Genomic DNA, 19,364 nt, shown 5'->3' with positions numbered 1-19,364 from the left:
ATAAAGCACGAATTAATTTGCTTTGCAATTCAAATTAATTCAGGTGAAACGAATTTCACTCCGGCAGGGTGCCCATAGCAAACAGATTTCCCGGATCGAAATTTCCGGATAGCGCTTTCAGAACGAGCTGCTTATCATCAAGCAATACTTCATCCGAAGGCGCGAAAAATCTGACCGACTGATTGCAATCCCAAAACATCCCCCGCACGAAGGAAACAAAGACAGCAACCATGGCAGCGCTTGTGTCGTCGGAAAATGGAATGGGGCAGAAGGCGGCGCGCTTTCTTGGCCTGATACTGGTCGCCGTCCTCGGCTATAGTTTCTGGCTCAACGAAAGCTGGCTGACGCTCTGCGCCGGACTTGCAATCTTCCTGTTCGGGATGCAGTGCCTTGAAGACGGCTTGCGCAATCTGGCAGGCAGCGCACTGGAGCGCATGCTGGCGCGCGGCACCTCGACCTCGTGGAAAAGTCTGCTGGTCGGGCTGGTCGGCGCGACGGTGATGCAATCGAGCACGCTCGTTTCGCTGATGACCATCGCCTTCATCACCACCGGCCTGATTTCACTGGCCGCGGGCATATCCATCATCTTCGGCGCAAATCTTGGTTCCGCAACCGGCATATGGCTGCTGTCGCTGGCCGGGCAGAATTTCAGCCTGTCGTCGCTGGCGCTGCCGCTGATGGTGTTCGGCGTGTTGGCGAGTTTCTTCGGGCCGAAGATCAAGGCCATCGGGCGCATTCTGCTCGGCATCGCCTTCATCTTTCTCGGCATTGACGGCATCAAGCAGGGCTTTTCCGTTGTCACCGAGAATTTCGATCTCGCGCAATACAGGATCGATGGCTGGCTTGGTCAGGTCATTTTCGCTGGCATCGGCCTTGTGTTGACCCTGCTGCTACAGTCCACCCATGCGACTCTCATGCTGACGCTGGCAGCACTTGGCCTTGGACAAGTCGATCTCTGGCAATCGGCGGCGATTGCCATCGGGGCCAATGTCGGCAGCAGTGTCACCACCGGCATTGCCGGTGCGCTCGGTGGCAACCGCAGCGGCCAAAGGCTGGCGCTGGCGCATGTGATTTTCAATGTCGTCACCGCGTGCATTTCACTTGTCCTGATGGGGGTGCTTGTTCGCCTTGCCGTGTGGCTGTCAGAGGCAATGGGCGTCGGCGACAACCAGCTCATCCAGCTTGCGATCTTCAACAGCGAATTCAACATTCTAGGCGTGTTGATCTTCTGGCCCGCACTGGTTCCCTTCACGCGGTTTCTCGAACGTATGCTGCCCGACAGGCCGGAACCGCGCGTTCTCATCCCGGCGGGCACACCGGACCTGCCGGACAATGCGCTACGCGCCCGTTATCTCGACAAGACGGCGCTCAACTCGCCGGAAACGGCGGCTCTGGCGCTCGTGCATGAATTGCAGCATCTCGGGCGCTTGAGCGTGGAGGTGATCTGCCACGCGCTTTATCTGCCGATCAGCGAGATCAACCGTGCCAAGCATGACGACGCCGTTATGCGCGCCGCGCCCGATGCCGATTATGTCGATGCCGACCTGCTCTACCGGCTCTACATCAAAGGCGTCTATGGTGACATATTGAGTTTCATCGGCAAGGTCGATCCGGGGAACGACAAGGACCAGCAGAATTTCTGGATGACCGCCCAGATCATCGCGCTGCAAATGGCGGAAATCGTCAAGGATGCCAAGCATCTCCAGAAGAATCTCGGCTTCTATCTCCGGCAGACCAATTCACCCGTGCGCGACGCCTATGTCGAGCTGCGCGAACATCTGGTCAATGTGCTGCATGAAGTGCGCGTTTTGAGCCGCGCCGACGCAGCAAGCGACAATTGGGATATCCACCAGCAGACTTTTACCGAGAAGGTCAAAGACTTCGAGCGGGATTTCGGCGCGAAGCTTTTCGAAGCGAACAGGCAGGAAAAAGTCAGCGGCTTGCAGCTGAGCTCGCTTCTCAACGATCTCGGCTATGCAAGGCGCATTGCAAACGGGCTGAATACGTTGCTGACCATCCGCAAGCGGTCGCTCAACGACCCGCTGCACAACCTCTCCGACCTGTTCGATGAGGATACGCCGCTGGTTCGGATATAGAGCATTTCCAGCAAAAGTGCGTAGCGGTTTTGCGTAGGATAATGCGTAAAAACAAATAGATAGAGCGGTTCCCCGATTCCATTTTAACCGGAACCGCTCTAACGAAACGCCGTTTATCAGGCGGCGCGAATATCCAGCCCGCCATTTTCGACGATGAAATCGATCACCGCCTGCACACCCTCGCCGCGATGCAGATCGGTAAAGCCGAACGGACGCTTGCCGCGCATGCGTGCCGCGTCACCTTCCATCACCTCCAGATCGACGCGGACATAGGGTGCAAGGTCGCTCTTGTTGATGACCAGAAAATCTGAACGCGTGATGCCCGGCCCACCCTTGCGCGGAATTTCCTCACCCTGACAGACGGAAATGACATAAAGCGTCAGATCGGCCAGATCGGGAGAGAAGGTCGCCGCCAGATTATCGCCGCCGGATTCGATGAACACGATATCCAGATCAGGGAAGCGCCGGTTCATTTCGGCGATAGCCTGCAGGTTGATCGACGCATCCTCACGAATTGCCGTATGAGGACAACCGCCGGTTTCCACGCCCATGATACGGTCCTCGGACAGCGCCTGGTGGCGCGCCAGAATATAGGCATCTTCCTGCGTGTAGATATCGTTGGTGATGACGGCGACCGAATATGTGTCGCGCAGCGCCTTGCAGAGCTTTTCGGTCAGCGTCGTCTTGCCGGAGCCAACCGGCCCACCGATACCAATTCTGAGCGGTCCGTTTTTCTGTGTCATGAGCGAAAAAGCCTCGAATGCTGTGTTTCGTGTTTCATGGCCATAATGTCGGCGATAAATGTCGCCGAGCCAAGGCCGTCCAGACCAGACTGTCCTGCGCGCATGGCGGTTTCCGCCAGCGTGGTTTCCAGCGCCGCCATGGTAGTGGTCACGCCGCTTTGTCCTGTTACCGACAGGCGGATAGATGCCTGCAACAGATTGATGCAGAAGGCTTGCAAGAAGGCTGCCAGCGTCGAGCCGAGCGGAACGCCATGCGCGGCGGCCACGGCCCCGACGGCCACCGGATAGGCGCAATCGCCCGGCAGTTGATCGAAGACTGGAGACGGCCAGCTGCGCGCCGCCGACAGGAAGGCACCGCCTTGTAGCGTGGTTTCCATATGCCGTTCCCGCGAACCGGCCAGCGCCTCCGCCAGATCGGCCACTTCCCGCAAATCCTCACCCGCCATCGCTCGCCGCCAGCTTTCAGCGCATAAGACCGCATCATTCCAGCCGGAACCGCGTGTGACGAGCCAGCGCAGCCAGTCCTTCAATGCGTCCGCATCGGTGACGAAGCCATCATGCACCGCCTGCTCCAGCCCGTGGCTATAGCTGAACGAGCCAACCGGAAACACCGGCGACAGCCACGCCATCAGCCGCAGGAGGGCGGTGTTGGGGTCAGTCGTGATGGTGGTGGTGATGGTCATGATCGTGGCCGTGATCGTGACCATGTGCGTGGTCATGTCCGTGACTATGCCCGCCGTGGTCATGATGCGAATGGCCACCTGAATAAGCGCCGCGCAACGGGCTGAAAATCGCCACCACATCGGTCACGGTTGCGCCCAGACCTTCCAGCATCGCCTTGATCACATGGTCACGCAGAATGAAGATGCGGTCCGCTTCAATCTGCGCCGCCAGATGCCGGTTGCCGATATGCCATGCAAGCTCAGCGATATGCAGCTGGTCGCGACCGTGGATTTCGTAAAGCTCTTCGCTGGCGGCGCGGATCTCGATCTCCCGCCCGTCGTCGAGAACGATCCGGTCGCCATGTTCCAGCACCACCGGCTCTGGAAAATCGGCAAGCACCTTCTCGCCGCTATCGAGCGTGATAGCCTTGCGGCGCAGATGGCGTTCGTCACGCTCCAGCACGGCATGCGCCGCCGGAACAGCGTCGATCACTTCATGCGCGCGGATGATGTTTGTTGCTCGAAACATGTTCCACCTCAAATCTCAGAACAGGAAATAGCGCTGCGCCATCGGCACCACGTCAACCGGATCGCATGTCAGAAGCTCGCCATCGGCGCGCACTTCATAGGTTTCCGGGTCGACTTCCATTTGTGGCATCGCATTGTTGAGGATCATCGACTGCTTGCCAATGCCGCCACGCGTATTGATGACCGCAGCCATCTGCTTGTCCACTCCAATTTTCTCACGCAGCCCACCTTCGATTGCCGCCTGCGAAACAAAAGTGATTGAGGTATTGGTGCGCGCCTTGCCAAACGAACCGAACATCGGGCGATAATGCATCGGCTGCGGCGTGGGGATAGACCCATTGGGATCGCCCATCGGAGCCGTTACGATCCAGCCGCCCAGCAGCACCATATCCGGCTTGACGCCGAAGAAAGCCGGGTTCCACAACACCAGATCGGCGCGCTTTCCAACTTCAATCGAGCCGATCTCATGCGACATGCCATGGGCGATGGCCGGATTGATGGTATATTTCGCCACATAGCGACGGGCGCGGTAATTGTCATTGCCCGGTCTGTCATCGGGAAGACTGCCGCGCTGGCGCTTCATCTTGTCCGCCGTCTGCCAACAGCGGATGATCATTTCGCCGACGCGGCCCATGGCCTGACTGTCGGACGAGATAATCGAAAACGCGCCCATATCGTGCAGAATATCTTCCGCCGCGATGGTCTCCTTGCGGATGCGGCTTTCAGCGAAGGCGATATCTTCCGGGATGGCGGGCGACAGGTGATGGCAAACCATCAGCATGTCGAGATGTTCCGCCACCGTATTGATCGTATAGGGCCGTGTCGGATTGGTCGATGCGGGCAGAACATTGGGATATTGGCAGACGCGGATAATATCCGGCGCGTGGCCGCCGCCCGCACCTTCGGTGTGGAAGGAGTGGATGGTGCGTCCCTTGAAGGCATTCAGCGTGTCTTCCACAAAGCCGCTTTCATTGAGCGTATCGGTGTGGATCGCCACCTGCACGTCGAAATGGTCGGCCACGGAAAGGCAATTGTCGATAGCCGCAGGCGTCGTGCCCCAATCTTCATGCAGCTTGAGGCCGCAAGCCCCTGCCAGCACCATTTCCTCCAGCGCGCCCGGCAATGAGGCATTGCCTTTGCCGAAGACGCCGAAATTCATCGCCATGCCGTCGAAGGATTCGATCAGCCGCGCAATATGCCACGGTCCGGGCGTGCAGGTTGTCGCCAGCGTGCCATGCGCGGGGCCGGTGCCGCCCCCCACCATACAGGTGATGCCGGCATTCAGCGCCTCATCCACCTGTTGCGGCGAGATAAAGTGAATATGCGAATCGATGCCGCCCGCCGTGACGATCTTGCCCTCGCCCGCAATGATTTCGGTGCCCGGGCCGATAATGATCGTGACGCCCGGCTGCGTATCAGGATTGCCTGCTTTGCCGATGCCTGCAATGCGCCCGTCGCGCAACCCGATATCTGCCTTGTAGATGCCGGTGTGATCCAGAATGAGCGCATTGGTGATGACCGTGTCGACCGCCCCTTGCGCCCGCGGGAGCTGGCTCTGGCCCATCCCGTCACGGATAACCTTGCCGCCGCCGAACTTGACCTCCTCGCCATAGGTGGTGAGATCGTGTTCGACCTCGATGATAAGTTCCGTATCGGCAAGGCGAAGCTTGTCGCCAGTGGTGGGGCCAAACATCTGCGCATAGGTGGCGCGACTGATTTTAGCTGGCATGAAATTCTCCGTCGGCGCTCTTTGTTTTGACGCACATCTCGTCCGAAAACCGTTTCACACTTTTCGGGATGTGCTCTGGCTCTGAATTAAAGCTTACCCATGATTTTCTGGCGGAACCCATAGACCTCACGCTTGCCGCCAAGCGGAACCAGCGTCACGTCGCGTTCCTGTCCCGGCTCGAAACGCACGGCGGTTCCCGCCGCTATATCGAGCCTGCAACCGCGTGCCTTCTCGCGCTCGAATGCAAGTGCCGCATTCGCCTCGTAGAAATGATAATGGCTGCCAACCTGGATCGGCCGGTCGCCGGTATTGGCAACCTTGATCGTGATCGTGGACTGTCCCGCATTGAGCTCTATTTCGCCATCAACTGTGAAGATTTCGCCGGGTATCATGGCGCACCTCAACCAGCGATCAGCATCAGTCCGCCAAGCGCGGTCGCGCCACCGGCAACCCGCAGGGCGAGGCGTCCGCTCGGGCCCGACACCAGACGCCCGATGCCAAGACCAAACGCGATACCCGCTGCGTGGAGCAGGGCCGTCGCCAGCGCAAAGCCTGCCGCATAACTGAAGAAGGTCGCAGCGCCGATTTCACCGCCATGCGCATGACCATGAAAGAAAGCGAAGAAACCGGCAATCACCGCGCCGACAAGCGGCGAGACCGGCAGCGCCAGTGCAACGAGAAAACCAAGCACGACCACCGAGGCCAGAATGACCGGCTCGACGAATGGCAGCGACATACCGACAAGCGCCGCCATGAAGCCCAGAAGCATGACGCCGACAAAAGCCGCAGGCACGATGAAAAGCGCTCGCCCGCCCAGCATCGCCGCCCAGAGACCGATGGCGACCATCGCCAGAATATGATCCGCACCGAAAAACGGATGCGAGAAACCGGCGGCAAACGAGCCGTGTTCGGCGGGATTGAGGTGGGCAAAGGCAGGGTTTGCAATGAGCGCAAACGCTGCTGCCGTCAGGACCGTCATCTTCTTCATCGTGCACCTTTTCAAAAATTAGATTTCAAAATCAGCGGATCGGCTCATGTACCGTGACAAGCTTGGTGCCATCGGGAAATGTCGCTTCGACCTGAATGTCGTGGATCATCTCGGCAACGCCCGCCATCACCTGTTCCCGACTGATGACATGCGCGCCTGCTTCCATCAGATCGGCGACGGTGCGTCCGTCACGCGCGCCTTCGACAACGAAATCGCTGATCAAGGCGATGGCTTCGGGATGATTGAGCTTCACACCGCGTTCCAGACGGCGGCGGGCAACCATCGCCGCCATGGCAATCAACAGCTTGTCTTTTTCTCTGGGCGTCAAATTCATGACTTGTTTCGACCCTTCTCACCAAAAGCGACACGATGGCCGCGAATTCAAATTGACCAAACTTTGGGCAGTCCTGCCTTTCCATTGAGCAGCGCCAGCAAAGGAACAAGGCGCTTGCGCAAGGCATAACTGTCCGGCGCATAAAGCCGCGCCGCGAGCTTCGAGGCGCCGCCGACCTGCCAGATGCTGGCGCCGCCCTCTTCGCCGATGATCGCGCGTGCGGCCCCCAGTTGCCGTTCGGCCTGATCCGAAACCAGCAACACCGTGGCAACGGCAAGCCCGCCATCGGCGACCGCTCTCGCCCGCAATTCAGCGGCAACATCAGGCCCAAGGCAGAACTCTTCCGCATGAACCAGACGCCCGCCAAGCCGCACCCGCCAGCGATCACTGAACGATGCCTGTTCGACCGCCTCACCCATGGCGAGCCGCCCGAAAACAGTCGCCTCCACCAGCAGCACGTCCGCGCCTTCCTCCATCTCGACATCCAGCCCCCGCGACAGCGCGGAACGGTTGAACAAAATGGTTTCCTGCGGGAGCCATGCAAGATGCGTGCCTTTTGCAGCCTTGATGCGTGTAGCGATGCGCGCATCGCCACCGCCGGAGCGATAAATTCGCTCGCAGGCCTGCGTTGTGATGACGGCGGAAGCACCTTCCTGCAATTCCACATCCCAGCGCAGCCGGTCGCCGCCGGTCAGTCCGCCGGAGGTGTTGATCAGGATCGCTTCCAGCGGGTCACGCGCCACTTGCGGCATGCGGATTTTGGCCGCGCCTTCCTGATAAAGCCGGGAAATGCGGGACCGCCCATCCTTGAAATGGACGGTCAGCCCGCCAACGCCATTGACGCGCTGCGAGGCGAGTTTTTCCAGATTGCCGGTATCGATGGACGTCAACACTGCTTGCACACCCCACGGATCAAATCAGATTGCAGGCGAAAGGTACGGCAGGTCATGATCGGCGGAAAGCGGGGATGAAAAAAATTTAGCATGGCCATGTGCGGCCCGATAAATCGCTATCCTGCAACAAAAGATTTCACACGTATAAATAAGCAATAAATTCGATATACAACTAGATATATATGCTTTTGTATTGACATACACACAACAGCGTCAAGAAAGCTTCAATAAACTGAGAAAAGCCTGTTACATTTGAGGCCTATTCCCCGCCCTCAGTTTTAGTCTGGCCAGCGGATTTCCGTGGCCGCTACGGAACGGGGAAAACATGCTTATCAACCGTCGTCACGCTTTGGGTCTCATGGGCGCTGCCGCTGGCACGTTCATCATGCCGGGGGTCGTCCGCGCCAATCAGCGCCGCTCGGTCACCGTCGCGGTTCAGAAGATCACCAACAACAACACGCTCGATATCTGGAACGAACAGTCGAATGTCGGCGAGCGCGTGTTCTTCCCGAACCTGTGGGAAGGCCTGATCCTGCGCGACTGGATGGGCAATCAGGGTCCGGTTCCGGGCCTTGCCACGGAATGGAAGCGTCTGGACGACAAGACCATCGAACTGAAGCTGCGTCAGGGCGTGAAATTTCACAATGGCGATGAGCTGACCGCCGAAGACGTGGTCTTCTCCTTCTCCGACGAGCGCCTTTTTGCAGGCACCGAGCCTGCTGGCGGCAAGACGCTTTACGAAGCCAATTTCAAACCGCAGACGGCCAAGGAATTGCCCGCCGCCATTCCGGGCATTTCGCGCCGTCTCTGGCCCGCGCTGCGCGGTGTCGAAGCTGTCGACAAATATACCGTCCGTTTCCACAATGCGACGCCGGATGTGACGCTGGAAGGCCGCCTCTATGCCTTCGGCTCGCAGATCGCCAACAAGCGCGCCTGGGATGAATCCAAGTCTTATGCCGAATGGGCGCGCAAGCCGGTCACGACCGGACCTTACAAGGTTGCCGATTATAAGCCGGATGTGGAACTCGTTCTTGAAGCCCATGACGAATATTGGGGTGGCCAGCCGCCGCTGCAGCAGATCCGCTTTGTCGAAGTGCCGGAAGTTGCAAGCCGCGTGAACGGCCTCATCTCCGGCCAGTATGATTTTGCCTGCGACCTGCCGCCAGACCAGATCAGCACTGTTACTGCCAATCCGGGCCTCGAAATCCAGAGCTCGACCATCTGGAACCACCGCATCACGGTTTTCAACACGCAGAACGAAATCCTGCGCAATCCGCTGGTGCGCCGCGCCATGACCCATTCGATCGATCGTCAGGCGATTGTGGATGCGCTGTGGGCCGGCCAGACGGTCGTACCGGCTGGCATGCAGTTCGAGAGCTTCCGCACCTTCGATATGTTCATCGACGACTGGCAGCCGCCGAAATTCGACCCGGAACTGGCACGCGATCTGCTCAAGCAGGCCAACTATAAGGGCGACGCCATCCCCTACCGTCTGCTGAACAACTACTACACCAACCAGACTCCGACGGCGCAGGTTCTGGTGGAAATGTGGAAGCAGGTGGGCCTCAATGTCGAAATCGAGATGAAGGAAAACTGGGCGCAGGTTCACGACCCGGAAGGCGTCAAGGGCGTTCGCGACTGGTCCGCATCCAACAACATCAACGATCCGATCACGCCGCTGGTGGTCCAGTTCGGCCCGAATGGCGAAGCGCAGCAGAAGAAGGACTGGTCGAACGACGAGGTCAACAAGCTGTCGGTCATCATGGAAACATCCACCGACCGCGACCAGCGCAAGAAGGCCATCAAGCGCATGCTGGAAATCTGCGAGCGGGAAGACCCGGCCTACAATGTTCTGCATCAGAATGCCGTCTTCACCGGCATGAAGAAGGAACTGAACTGGAAAGCCGCACCGGCATTCGCCATGGATTTCCGTTCCACCAACTGGAACGTCTGATCCGCTGACCAAGGCTGGCATTTCACTATGCCAGCCTTCTTGCTCTCAATGAAAAGGTGCCGCCCGTGGCATTCGTCTCCATCCGGGACTTGAAGGTCTCGTTCAGCGGCGTGCAGGTTCTGCACGGGATCGATCTCGATGTAGACCGTGGCGAGACGCTCGGCCTCGTCGGAGAATCCGGCTGCGGAAAATCCGTAACCTGGCTTGCCGCGCTTGGGCTTCTCCCCGGCAAGGCGGCGGTTTCCGGCTCGGTCAAGGTCGACGGTCAGGAACTGGTCGGCTCCGCCCGCTCCGTCAAGGAAAGCGTTCGCGGCGGACACATCGCCATGATCTTTCAGGACCCGAGTTCGTCGCTCAATCCCGTCAAGAAAGTCGGCCATCAGATCGTTGAATCGCTGGCGCTGCATCGCGGACTGAAAGACACGGCAGCGCGCAGCGAAGCGGTCCAACTGATGGAGCGCGTCGGCATTCCCGATGCGGCCCGTCGTTTCAATCTCTATCCACACGAGTTTTCCGGCGGGCAGTGCCAGCGGCTGATGATCGCCATCGCGCTGGCCGGTCAGCCCGATGTGCTGATAGCCGACGAGCCGACCACCGCGCTCGATGTGACCATTCAGGCGCAGATCCTTGATCTTCTGGATCAGATTCGCCGCGAAACCGGCATGGCAGTGGTTTTCATCAGCCACGACCTCGGCGCGGTCAGCCAGATTTGCGAACGCGTCTGCGTCATGTATGCCGGGCGCATCGTGGAAAGTGGCACGACCGTCGAACTGTTCGACAGGCCGCAGCATCCCTATACGCGCGGCTTGTTCGAAGCCATCCCGCGCCTTGACGGCGGGCGCGAAAGGTTGCGCGCCATACCCGGCACCGTGCCCGACCCGCGCAATCTGCCGACAGGCTGCGCCTTCGCGCCGCGCTGTTCGCAAACCAGCGAAACATGCACGAGCGCAATTCCCGATTTGCAGATGCGCAACGGCCAGAAGGTGGCCTGTTTCCACCCCCATAGCGAAAGCGCGGCATCGCATCTCTATCACAACCGTACTATCCCGACGGAAGGCGCTCTGGCATGAGTTTCCTGCTCGAAGCAAACAATCTGGTTCGGGTTTACCGAAGCGACGGCCTTTTCAAAAAGGCCGATCCGGTCAAGGCGGTGGATGGTGTCAGCCTGCGTGTCCAGCCGGGCGAAACGCTTGGCATTGTCGGCGAATCCGGCTGCGGCAAGTCCACGCTTGGACGCATGCTGCTTGGCATTGACGACGCCACCGAAGGCGAGGTTCTTTTCGACGGCAAGCCCTTGCCCCGCCGCCACACAGCCGAATGGCGCAAACTGCGGGCACAGATGCAGCTTGTCTTTCAGGACCCGCTGGCGGCACTTGATCGCCGCCTGCCGATTGCGGCACAGATCGGCGAGCCGCTGCAAATTCACGGGATCGCCTCTGGCGCGGAACTGAAAGAACGTGTCGGCGAGCTGATGCAATCGGTGGGACTGCGCCGCGATCAGGGCGAGCGCTATCCGCATGAACTATCCGGCGGCCAGCGCCAGCGCGTCATCATCGCCCGCGCCCTTGCGACCAGCCCAAGGCTGCTGGTCTGCGACGAGCCGGTTTCCGCACTTGATGTTTCCATTCAGGCGCAGGTGGTCAATCTGCTGCGCGACCTTCAGGAAAAACACGGCATCGCCATGGTGTTCATCAGCCACGACCTGAAAGTCGTGCGCAACATCTGCGACCGCGTCGCCGTCATGTATCTCGGCAAGATTGTTGAAGAGGCCAGCTCGGGCGTGATTTTCGAAACACCGCAGCACCCCTATACCAGGGCGCTGGTGTCTTCGGTTCCCATTCCGGGCAAGAAATTCAACCAGCGCATGATCCTCAAAGGTGAACCGCCAAACCCTGCAAACCGTCCGAGCGGCTGCGTGTTTCATCCCCGGTGTCCGGTAGCGGGCTTTCAATGCCCGACGACGATGCCCGATCTGGAATCGACCGGCTTTGACCGGCGCACGGCTTGTCACTTCGTTGAGCCGGCAAAAAGTGCTGCGTGAGGCACCCATGCTTACTTTCATCGCCTCCCGCTTCTTCCGTGCGCTGATCACCGTCTTTCTGGTGATGACCTTTGCCTTCGTGGTGCTGCGCCTGTCTGGCGATCCGGCGCAGATCATGCTTGGTCCCGATGCGCCGCAGGAATCCATCGATGCCTTCCGCAAGGCTTGGGGCCTCGATGATCCCATCTGGCTGCAATATCTGTCCTATCTCAAAGGCATATTGAGCTTCGATTTCGGTATATCGATGCGCGACAAGGCGCCAGCTATCGATCTGGTGCTGCAACGTGTGCCTGCCACGCTCCAGATCACCATTCCAGCGCTGATCATCAAGCTTTGCCTCGGCATTCCGGCGGGTGTCTATGCTGCGCTGCACCGTCAGGGCATCGCTGACCGTGGCGTCATCACCCTGTCGATCCTCGGCTTCACCGTGCCATCTTTCGTGCTTGGCCTCGTGCTGGTGCTGATCTTCTCGGTACAGCTCGGCGTATTGCCGTCCGGCGGCAGCGACACATGGGTCCACGGTATTCTGCCAACCCTCACCATCGCCATTGGCGGGACGGCCGTTCTGGCACGCTTCTCACGCTCGGCCATGATCGAAGTGCTGGGACAGCCCTATATCCGCACGGCATCGGCCAAAGGCATCAGCTGGAACGATGTGGTGTGGAAACACGCTTTACCCAATGCGTCCGTGCCGATTGTCACCATCGTGGGCTTCATGGTGGGCGCGCTGATCGCCGGGGCGGTGGTGGTCGAAACCATCTTCTCATGGCCCGGCATTGGCCGCCTTCTGGTGGTCTCAGTCGCCAATCGCGACCTCGCCGTGGTGCAATGCCTGCTGCTGATTATCGCGAGCTGCATGGTGATCTCCAATCTCGTTGTCGATGTGCTCTATGGCGTTCTCGACCCGCGCCTGCGCACCAAAGCCGCGCATTGAGGTGGACACAATGACCGATACCGCCCTTATCCCTGCCCCCGCCGTCAAGGCGCCCGCGCTCATCACTCGCCTACGCACCTCCATGCCGATGAGCGTCGCCTTTGCCTGTTTCTGGCTCGCGCTGATGCTGTTCGTCGTGATCTTCGCGGATTATCTGCGGCCCTATTCCATCACCAAGATGGACCTGATGGCGCGGCTTGTTCCGGTGGGATCACCGGGACACTGGCTCGGCACCGACGAGTTGGGCCGCGATGTCTATTCGCGGCTGATACAGTCGATCCGCGTGTCGCTGGTCATCGCCTTTGGCGCGACGATCCTTTCTGCCGTCTTCGGCACCTTACTGGGTTTTCTTGCCGCCCGCTTTCGCGGCTGGGTCGAACATATCGTGTTGATGCTGGCCGATTTTCAGGCCGCCCTGCCCTTTATGGTTCTGGCGCTTGCAGTGCTCGCCTTCTTCGGCAATTCCATGCCGCTGCTGATCGGCCTGATGGGTTTCTACGGCTGGGAGCGTTATGCCCGCATCGCGCGCGGCCTTGCCATTTCCGCCGGAGCGCAGGGCTATGCCAGCGCCGTGGTGCAGCTTGGCGCAACACCGTTCCGCGTTTATTTCCGCCACATCCTGCCCAATGTCGCCTCGACGCTGATCGTCTCGATGACGCTGACATTCCCGGAAATCATCCTGATGGAATCCGGCCTTTCCTTCCTTGGTCTCGGCGTTCAGCCGCCGGAATCATCGCTCGGCAACATGGTTGGGTTCGCGCGCGAATATCTGACACGCGCGCCATGGATAATGCTGGCTCCGGCGCTGGTGATCGTTCTCACCACACTTTCGATTTCTCTTCTCGGGGACTGGCTTCGCGACAAGCTCGACCCAACCGTTCAATAGGACATACAGACATGAAAAAGATCATGGCCCATCGCGGCGCGCGCAATCTGTGGGCGGAAAACTCGCTCACCGGCTTTCGCAACGTTCTGGCTCTCGAAATCGACAGCGTCGAGTTCGATCTTCACCTGAGCGATGCGGGGCAGATACTCGTCATTCATGACGCATCGCTCGACCGCACCACCACCGGTTCCGGCAATGTGCGCGCGCTCGACGATGCCGGTCGCCGTGCTGTCCGACTGAAAAACGAACAGGGCACCGTCACAAGCGATCACATCCCGACCTTTGAGGAAGTGCTGGACGTTCTCGCAACGCGCCCGGACGTGCATCTCTATATCGAGCTAAAATCCGATGCCGACGGTAAGCCCTATGAAGGTCTCGTGGAAAAGGCCGTCGAAATCATCCGCGCCCGCAATATTGGCGACCATGTGGTGCTGCACTCCTTCGACCGCAGTGTCGTCGAACGCTGTGCGGAAGTTGCGCCAGAAATCGACCGGCTGATTTCGCTCAACGCGCAATGGGTGGAACGCAATGGCGGGCTGGAAAACTTCTTTCGCAGCGTGGAACCTCTGGTCCGTTATGTCGGCGTGCATCACGAATTGTTCGAAGCCGAATTCGACCGCATCACGTCGCTGTTTCCCAATGACCGCCTTGGCGTCTGGACGCTCAACGACCGCGCGCTGATCGACCGCTGGATGGAGCGCGATGTTGCCTACATCACCTCCGATAGCCCCGATCTGGTGATCGCGTCGCGTCTGGCGCTGGCTGAAGCCGCAGCCTGAAAGTCATACAATAACGGCTCTGCCTGCACTTTAGTCCGGAGGCGAGGCAGAACCGCTTTCATCCCATGCCATCCGGTCAATCCAGGAAATTGATTATGTCCGACCTGCCGCTTCTCGGCGCAGCCGTGCCGCTGTCCTATCTCGAAGAAAATCTCGATTTCATCCTGTCGGAAAACCGCGATCTGGAGATCCAGGATTTTGTCCATGTCGCTCTCCTGAAGGCCGACTGGAAGACGCCTGCAAGCCGCATCAAGACTCTGCTCAACGGTTATAAGGGCCGCCTCGGCATTCATGGTCCATTCTGGGGTCTCAACTTCTCCAATCAGGATGAAGACATTCGCAAGATCGTCACCCAGCGCTATCTTCAGGGACTGGAGGTTTGCGAATTCATCGGCGCCACGCAGATGGTGATCCACAGCCCTTATAATTTCTGGACCTATAACAATCTCGACAATTTTGTCGAAAGCGGCCAGCAGATTATCGACTACGCCCATGAAACGCTGGCGCCGGTCGTCAACCGCGCCGAAGAAATCGGCTGCACGCTGGTGATCGAAAATATCGAGGATATCGATACCGATGCCCGCTGCCTGCTCGCCGACAGCTTCCAGTCGTCATCGGTCGCCGTTTCGGTCGATACCGGCCATGCCCATTTCACCTATGGTTCGCTGGGCGCGCATCCGGTCGATTACTTCATCCGTCGTGCGGGCAACCGCCTGCAGCATGTTCATTTGCAGGACGCGGACGGCCATGCGGATCGTCATTGGGGCATCGGCGAAGGCACCATCCGCTGGCATGGCGTTTTCGCGGCTCTGGCTGAACTCGAAAGCAATCCGCGCCTGATCCTCGAACTGCGCGACAAGAACAAGATCATGCCATCGGTCAAGTTCCTGAAGGATGCAGGTCTGGCGCGATAAGCGTCCCACTCATGCTTTGAGGGCTCAACCTGCCCTCGAAGCGCTTGCTGTTCCGGGGCAGTCAGCTTCATCAGCATCTCTCCCAGTGCCGAAAAGCGCCCGCCGCAATTTCGCAATCGCTGACGCCAAAGGGCACGCCGCAGCGCCCATCTGTTGCAGAAAAATCGCAAGCCGCAGCGCAATATCATTGAGAGCTAATTTAATGAACTGCTTATAGTTGACTTTTAGAGTCAATTTTATAGTGGAGTCTCATACTCAAATTTGCATCGCCGGATCGGGGGAGCCGAGCGACGCAAGATCGTTGTTCGAGGGACATCCATGCCGACTCCTGCTCTCCGCCTCCCGCTACGCTTTGCACTCGCCAGTTCCACCCTTCTCGCCTCCACTGCCATCGTTTTTGCGCAGGACGCCTCGCAGCCTCTGGTGCTCAACACCGTGACCATCGAGTCTCAGAGCAACGATACGCTGGTGCAGGATGGCTATGTCGCCAAGAAGGATCGCGACGGCACCAAGATCGACACGGAAATCGCCCGGATTCCGCAGTCGATTTCCGTCATCACGCAGCGCCAGATGGAAGACCAGAAGCCGAACACGCTCAACGATGCGCTGAGCTATACGGCAAGCGCCAATCCCAACAATTACGGTTTCGATACGCGCTATGACGCGTTCTACCTGCGCGGTTTTCCCGCATATTATAACGGCATGTTCCGCGACGGCCTCCGCGTCATGAACGGCCCTTCCGCATGGCTGAAGGCGGAACCTTACGGCATTGAAGGTATCACGGTGCTGAAAGGCCCGGCCTCGTCGCTCTATGGCGTCAGCGGCCCCGGCGGCATCGTCAATGTCGTCACAAAGCGCCCGAAGGACGAAGATTTCCGCGAAGTGGAATTGCTGTTCGGCAATCATAATCGGTATCAGGCTGCCTTCGACGTATCCGGCCCCGCCAATGACGAGAAGACCTTCCTCTATCGCATCACCGGCCTTGGCCGCATAAGCGATACCGAACTGCCCGGCTATCCCGACGACAAATATTACATCGCGCCAGCCTTCACGCTGAAGCCGGACGAAGACACGAAATTCACGGTTCTAAGCGAGTTTTCCCGCTCCAAGACCGGTGGAACGGCGGCCTTCTACAATCCGTCCTATGGCGAGGTTTCGGATATTTATGAGGGCGACCCTGCCTATAACGACTTCGTTCAGCACCAGGGCCGCATCGGCTATGAGTTCGAACATCGCTTCAACGACCTGCTGACCATCCGCCAGAACCTGCGTTACAGCGATGTCGATGCCGATCTCGAATATAGCGGCCATTACACGACAGCAGGCAGCACAGACCTGTCACGCTACTGGGGCCATTACACCGAGCGGATGAAGAATTTCGTCGTCGATACGATGGCGCAGTTCGATTTCGACACCGGCCCGATGACCCATAAGGCCATTGCTGGCATCGATTATGGCTGGTCGGATTATAACGCCTATAGCGGCCTGTCCTATGTGTCCGTCGAGGACATGCGGGCCCAGGACGTGCCCTATTATGGCGGGCAGAAGATGAATCAGGTCGGCATTTATGCCCATGACCAGATCGAATGGGATAATTTCACCCTGTTCGGCAGCGGCCGTTATGACTGGGTGAAAACCAACACCACCGATGTGGATTATTCGGAAAGCGAACAGAAGGACAGCGCCTTCTCCGGTCGCGTCGGCGCAGCCTACAAGACGGAATGGGGCTTCATCCCCTATGTGAACTATTCCACCTCGTTCTCGCCCAATATCGGCTTCGTCTATGACGATATCGCCAGCGACGACAAACATGTCGCCAAGCCGACCATCGCCACGCAAAAGGAAATCGGCGTCAAATACGAAATCCCCGGCTATAATGCCGTAGTGAGTGCCGCTTTCTTCGATATCGATCAGGAAGACGGTGTCGTCCTCGTCGCCTCGGCGGATCGCAACAAGCAGCGCCAGCTCGATCTCAACTCGCGTGGCTTCGAACTGGAAGCCAATGCCACGCTCGATAACGGTCTCGGCATCATCGCGTCCTACACCCATCTGCGCGTGAAGATCGAAGGCGGCACCGAAGGTACGGAAGGCAACGAGCTTTCCGGCACGCCCAATGACGTGCTGTCGCTGTGGGGCAATTACAAGATCGAGAACGGCGTGCTGGCTGGCCTCGGTTTTGGCTCCGGTGTGCGCTATGTCAGCTCCAGCTATGGCGATGACGAAAACACCTTCAAGAACGACTCGCGTGTCATGGTGGATGCGGCGCTGTCCTATGACTTCAGCTATCGCAATCCGAAGCTCGACGGCATGCAGCTGCAAGTGAATGCGAAGAACATCTTCGACAATCGCGATCCGGTCTGCACCGCTGGCTATTGCTACCAGCAGGAAGGCCGCCAGATATTCGGCAGCCTACGCTATCGCTTCTGATGACGTCGATGCAGAAACAGGCCGACCAGCCGTCACCGACCGTCGCGCCAGCCCGCGTGTTCCTGACGATCAGCGGGCTCTATGTGGCGCAAAGCGTCATTGGCGGTATCACTTGGTCAGGCTTGCCTGCCATCATGCGCGACAGCGGCGTGCCGCTCGACCGCATCGGCCTCGTTTCGCTGATCATACTGCCATGGGCGCTCAAATTTCTCTGGGCGCCCGCAGTGGAACGTTTCCGGCTGCCGCATAGCGGTGCCGCCCGAACGGCAACCATCATTCTGGGCGGCGGCGCTGTCTCGGTCATCGGCCTCCTGATCATCGGGCTTATCGACCCATCACAGGTCTATCCGCTTCTCGGCATATTGATGCTGATCGCCTTTGCAACGGCCACCGTCGATATCGCCTGCGACGGTTATGCCGTGCAAAGCCTGTCGGAAGACCATTACGGTTGGGGCAATGCCGCACAGGTCGGCGGCGCCTATCTCGGTTCGGCGATCGGCGCCGGATTGTTTCTCGTTCTCGTCGGTGCATTCGGCTGGCGTATCGCCATCTGGACAATGGCGCTGATCCTCGTGCTGCTCGGCCTGCCCTTCGCGCTTTTCGCCCGCAAAGGTTCTGTCGCGGAAACACGCCCGCATGTGCCGTCGCTGGCGGCAGCACTGCGGCGGCGTGATATCCGGCGCGGACTGGCGGCGGCAGCGGTCTATGTCATCGCACAGAAGGCGGGGCTCGCAATGCTTGGACCCTTCCTGATCGATAGCGGTCTCGACCTCACCACCGTCGGATTGCTGAACGGCGCCGGAAGCATGTTTGTCGGCCTTGCCGCAGCACTTGCCGGTGGCGGTCTGGTGCGCGCCTTCGGCATGCGCAAGATACTGGCTGTAGCGCTCTTGCTTCAGGCGCTGTGCTTCCTGTTTTTCGCCATACATGCCGGCGACAAGACCGCCAGCGTGCAATTGATCGCGGTTGCGATTATCAGCTCATCCGGTGTGGTAGCGCTGGGTTTCGTTGCGCTTTATGCGCAATTTATGCTGTGGTCTGACCCGCGCCAGGCAGGAGTGGATTTCACGCTGTTCCAATGCATGGATGCGCTGATCAGCATGGCGGGCGGTGTGGCGGCGGGTTATGCCGCCCAGTATTTCGGCTATGGCGTCTTCTTTTCCATCGTCGGCGCCCTTGCGCTAGCGGCCATCCCCGCAATGTGGGCGCTCTGTGCAACCCATTCGCGTGACCGGCCTTGAAACGCGGCACCACCCGAATTTTTTAAAGAAAACCATATTGATAAAATCCAGCTCTGCCATAGCTCTCCGTTAGCTTGGCCTGATTTATCGTTTGCTTAATAGCCAACTTTGGATCTGGTCGCGGTGTAGATCAAATGCGTATCGCGGGGATCGCATGAAAAACAAACATTATTGAAGAATGAGCCGGGACCGCTTCGCGGCTCATCGGCTCTTTA

Annotated in this window: 19 protein-coding genes; 10 read left to right on the top strand and 9 right to left on the bottom strand. The window is 58.9% G+C overall.

Annotated features, from left to right (window positions below; all coding sequences use genetic code 11):
* Nucleotides 1–55: 55 nt before the first annotated feature.
* Entirely contained in the window at nucleotides 56–232 is a 177-nt protein-coding gene (locus tag FIC94_RS22395; protein ID WP_171318042.1) for a hypothetical protein, read from the bottom strand.
* Between FIC94_RS22395 and FIC94_RS09790 the strand changes: the two genes are divergently transcribed.
* The gene (locus FIC94_RS09790; RefSeq protein ID WP_210237288.1) at nucleotides 231–2,096 is read left to right on the top strand and encodes a Na/Pi cotransporter family protein; all 1,866 of its coding nucleotides are present in this window, start codon (nucleotides 231–233) and stop codon (nucleotides 2,094–2,096) included. The two genes, FIC94_RS22395 and FIC94_RS09790, sit on opposite strands and share 2 nt — an antisense overlap.
* Nucleotides 2,097–2,212: 116 nt before the next feature.
* Here the strand turns inward: FIC94_RS09790 and ureG are convergent, their stop codons facing one another.
* The 8 genes from ureG to FIC94_RS09750 all read right to left on the bottom strand — a co-directional run bounded on the left by ureG (nucleotide 2,213) and on the right by FIC94_RS09750 (nucleotide 7,970).
* Nucleotides 2,213–2,839: an urease accessory protein UreG gene (ureG, locus tag FIC94_RS09785; protein ID WP_109366974.1), complete on the bottom strand. Its 627-nt coding sequence runs from the start codon at nucleotides 2,837–2,839 to the stop codon at nucleotides 2,213–2,215.
* On the bottom strand, nucleotides 2,836–3,522 hold the full coding sequence (locus FIC94_RS09780; RefSeq protein WP_140024765.1) for an urease accessory protein UreF: 687 nt from the start codon (nucleotides 3,520–3,522) through the stop codon (nucleotides 2,836–2,838). Before FIC94_RS09780 ends, ureG begins: the two co-directional genes overlap by 4 nt.
* A complete protein-coding gene (gene ureE, locus FIC94_RS09775; RefSeq protein WP_140024732.1) occupies nucleotides 3,494–4,030 on the bottom strand; it encodes an urease accessory protein UreE in 537 nt (178 codons plus the stop codon). The genes FIC94_RS09780 and ureE overlap by 29 nt, the downstream gene beginning before the upstream one ends.
* 15 nt (nucleotides 4,031–4,045) lie before the next feature.
* Entirely contained in the window at nucleotides 4,046–5,758 is a 1,713-nt protein-coding gene (gene ureC / locus FIC94_RS09770) for an urease subunit alpha (RefSeq protein WP_140024731.1), read from the bottom strand.
* Between the two features lie 86 nt (nucleotides 5,759–5,844).
* Nucleotides 5,845–6,150, bottom strand: coding sequence for an urease subunit beta (locus FIC94_RS09765; protein WP_140024730.1), 306 nt, complete (start codon nucleotides 6,148–6,150; stop codon nucleotides 5,845–5,847).
* Between the two features lie 8 nt (nucleotides 6,151–6,158).
* Complete coding sequence (locus tag FIC94_RS09760) at nucleotides 6,159–6,746, bottom strand: HupE/UreJ family protein (RefSeq protein ID WP_140024729.1); 588 nt, start codon at nucleotides 6,744–6,746, stop codon at nucleotides 6,159–6,161.
* A gap of 31 nt (nucleotides 6,747–6,777) precedes the next feature.
* Entirely contained in the window at nucleotides 6,778–7,080 is a 303-nt protein-coding gene (locus FIC94_RS09755) for an urease subunit gamma (RefSeq protein WP_109366969.1), read from the bottom strand.
* 47 nt (nucleotides 7,081–7,127) lie between these two features.
* Nucleotides 7,128–7,970 (bottom strand): urease accessory protein UreD, encoded by an 843-nt coding sequence (locus tag FIC94_RS09750; RefSeq protein ID WP_140024764.1) that lies wholly within the window; start codon nucleotides 7,968–7,970, stop codon nucleotides 7,128–7,130.
* A gap of 328 nt (nucleotides 7,971–8,298) precedes the next feature.
* On the opposite strand from FIC94_RS09750, the gene FIC94_RS09745 reads away from it, so the two are divergent.
* The 9 genes from FIC94_RS09745 to FIC94_RS09705 all read left to right on the top strand — a co-directional run bounded on the left by FIC94_RS09745 (nucleotide 8,299) and on the right by FIC94_RS09705 (nucleotide 19,149).
* Nucleotides 8,299–9,927 carry an ABC transporter substrate-binding protein gene (locus FIC94_RS09745; protein WP_140024728.1) on the top strand — a complete coding sequence of 543 codons (1,629 nt, stop codon included), beginning with the start codon at nucleotides 8,299–8,301 and terminating at the stop codon, nucleotides 9,925–9,927.
* A 65-nt stretch (nucleotides 9,928–9,992) separates the two neighbouring features.
* The gene (locus FIC94_RS09740) at nucleotides 9,993–10,997 is read left to right on the top strand and encodes an ABC transporter ATP-binding protein (protein ID WP_140024727.1); all 1,005 of its coding nucleotides are present in this window, start codon (nucleotides 9,993–9,995) and stop codon (nucleotides 10,995–10,997) included.
* A complete protein-coding gene (locus FIC94_RS09735) occupies nucleotides 10,994–11,968 on the top strand; it encodes an ABC transporter ATP-binding protein (RefSeq protein ID WP_140024726.1) in 975 nt (324 codons plus the stop codon). The genes FIC94_RS09740 and FIC94_RS09735 overlap by 4 nt, the downstream gene beginning before the upstream one ends.
* A 7-nt stretch (nucleotides 11,969–11,975) precedes the next feature.
* A complete protein-coding gene (locus FIC94_RS09730; protein ID WP_140024725.1) occupies nucleotides 11,976–12,902 on the top strand; it encodes an ABC transporter permease in 927 nt (308 codons plus the stop codon).
* Between the two features lie 10 nt (nucleotides 12,903–12,912).
* Entirely contained in the window at nucleotides 12,913–13,788 is an 876-nt protein-coding gene (locus FIC94_RS09725; protein WP_109366963.1) for an ABC transporter permease, read from the top strand.
* Nucleotides 13,789–13,799: 11 nt separating this feature from the next.
* A complete protein-coding gene (locus FIC94_RS09720) occupies nucleotides 13,800–14,567 on the top strand; it encodes a glycerophosphodiester phosphodiesterase family protein (protein ID WP_140024724.1) in 768 nt (255 codons plus the stop codon).
* A 95-nt stretch (nucleotides 14,568–14,662) separates the two neighbouring features.
* A complete protein-coding gene (locus tag FIC94_RS09715) occupies nucleotides 14,663–15,481 on the top strand; it encodes a sugar phosphate isomerase/epimerase family protein (protein ID WP_109366961.1) in 819 nt (272 codons plus the stop codon).
* Nucleotides 15,482–15,799: 318 nt separating this feature from the next.
* Nucleotides 15,800–17,908: a TonB-dependent siderophore receptor gene (locus FIC94_RS09710; RefSeq protein WP_140024723.1), complete on the top strand. Its 2,109-nt coding sequence runs from the start codon at nucleotides 15,800–15,802 to the stop codon at nucleotides 17,906–17,908.
* Entirely contained in the window at nucleotides 17,908–19,149 is a 1,242-nt protein-coding gene (locus FIC94_RS09705; RefSeq protein ID WP_371830899.1) for an MFS transporter, read from the top strand. The genes FIC94_RS09710 and FIC94_RS09705 overlap by 1 nt, the downstream gene beginning before the upstream one ends.
* The last annotated feature ends 215 nt before the right edge of the window (nucleotides 19,150–19,364 follow it).

Source organism: Ochrobactrum teleogrylli (genome assembly GCF_006376685.1).
GTDB classification, from domain to species: domain Bacteria; phylum Pseudomonadota; class Alphaproteobacteria; order Rhizobiales; family Rhizobiaceae; genus Brucella; species Brucella teleogrylli.
The sequence above is the reverse complement of the archived record's forward strand: the minus strand, read 5'-3'. Positions and strand labels throughout refer to the sequence as shown.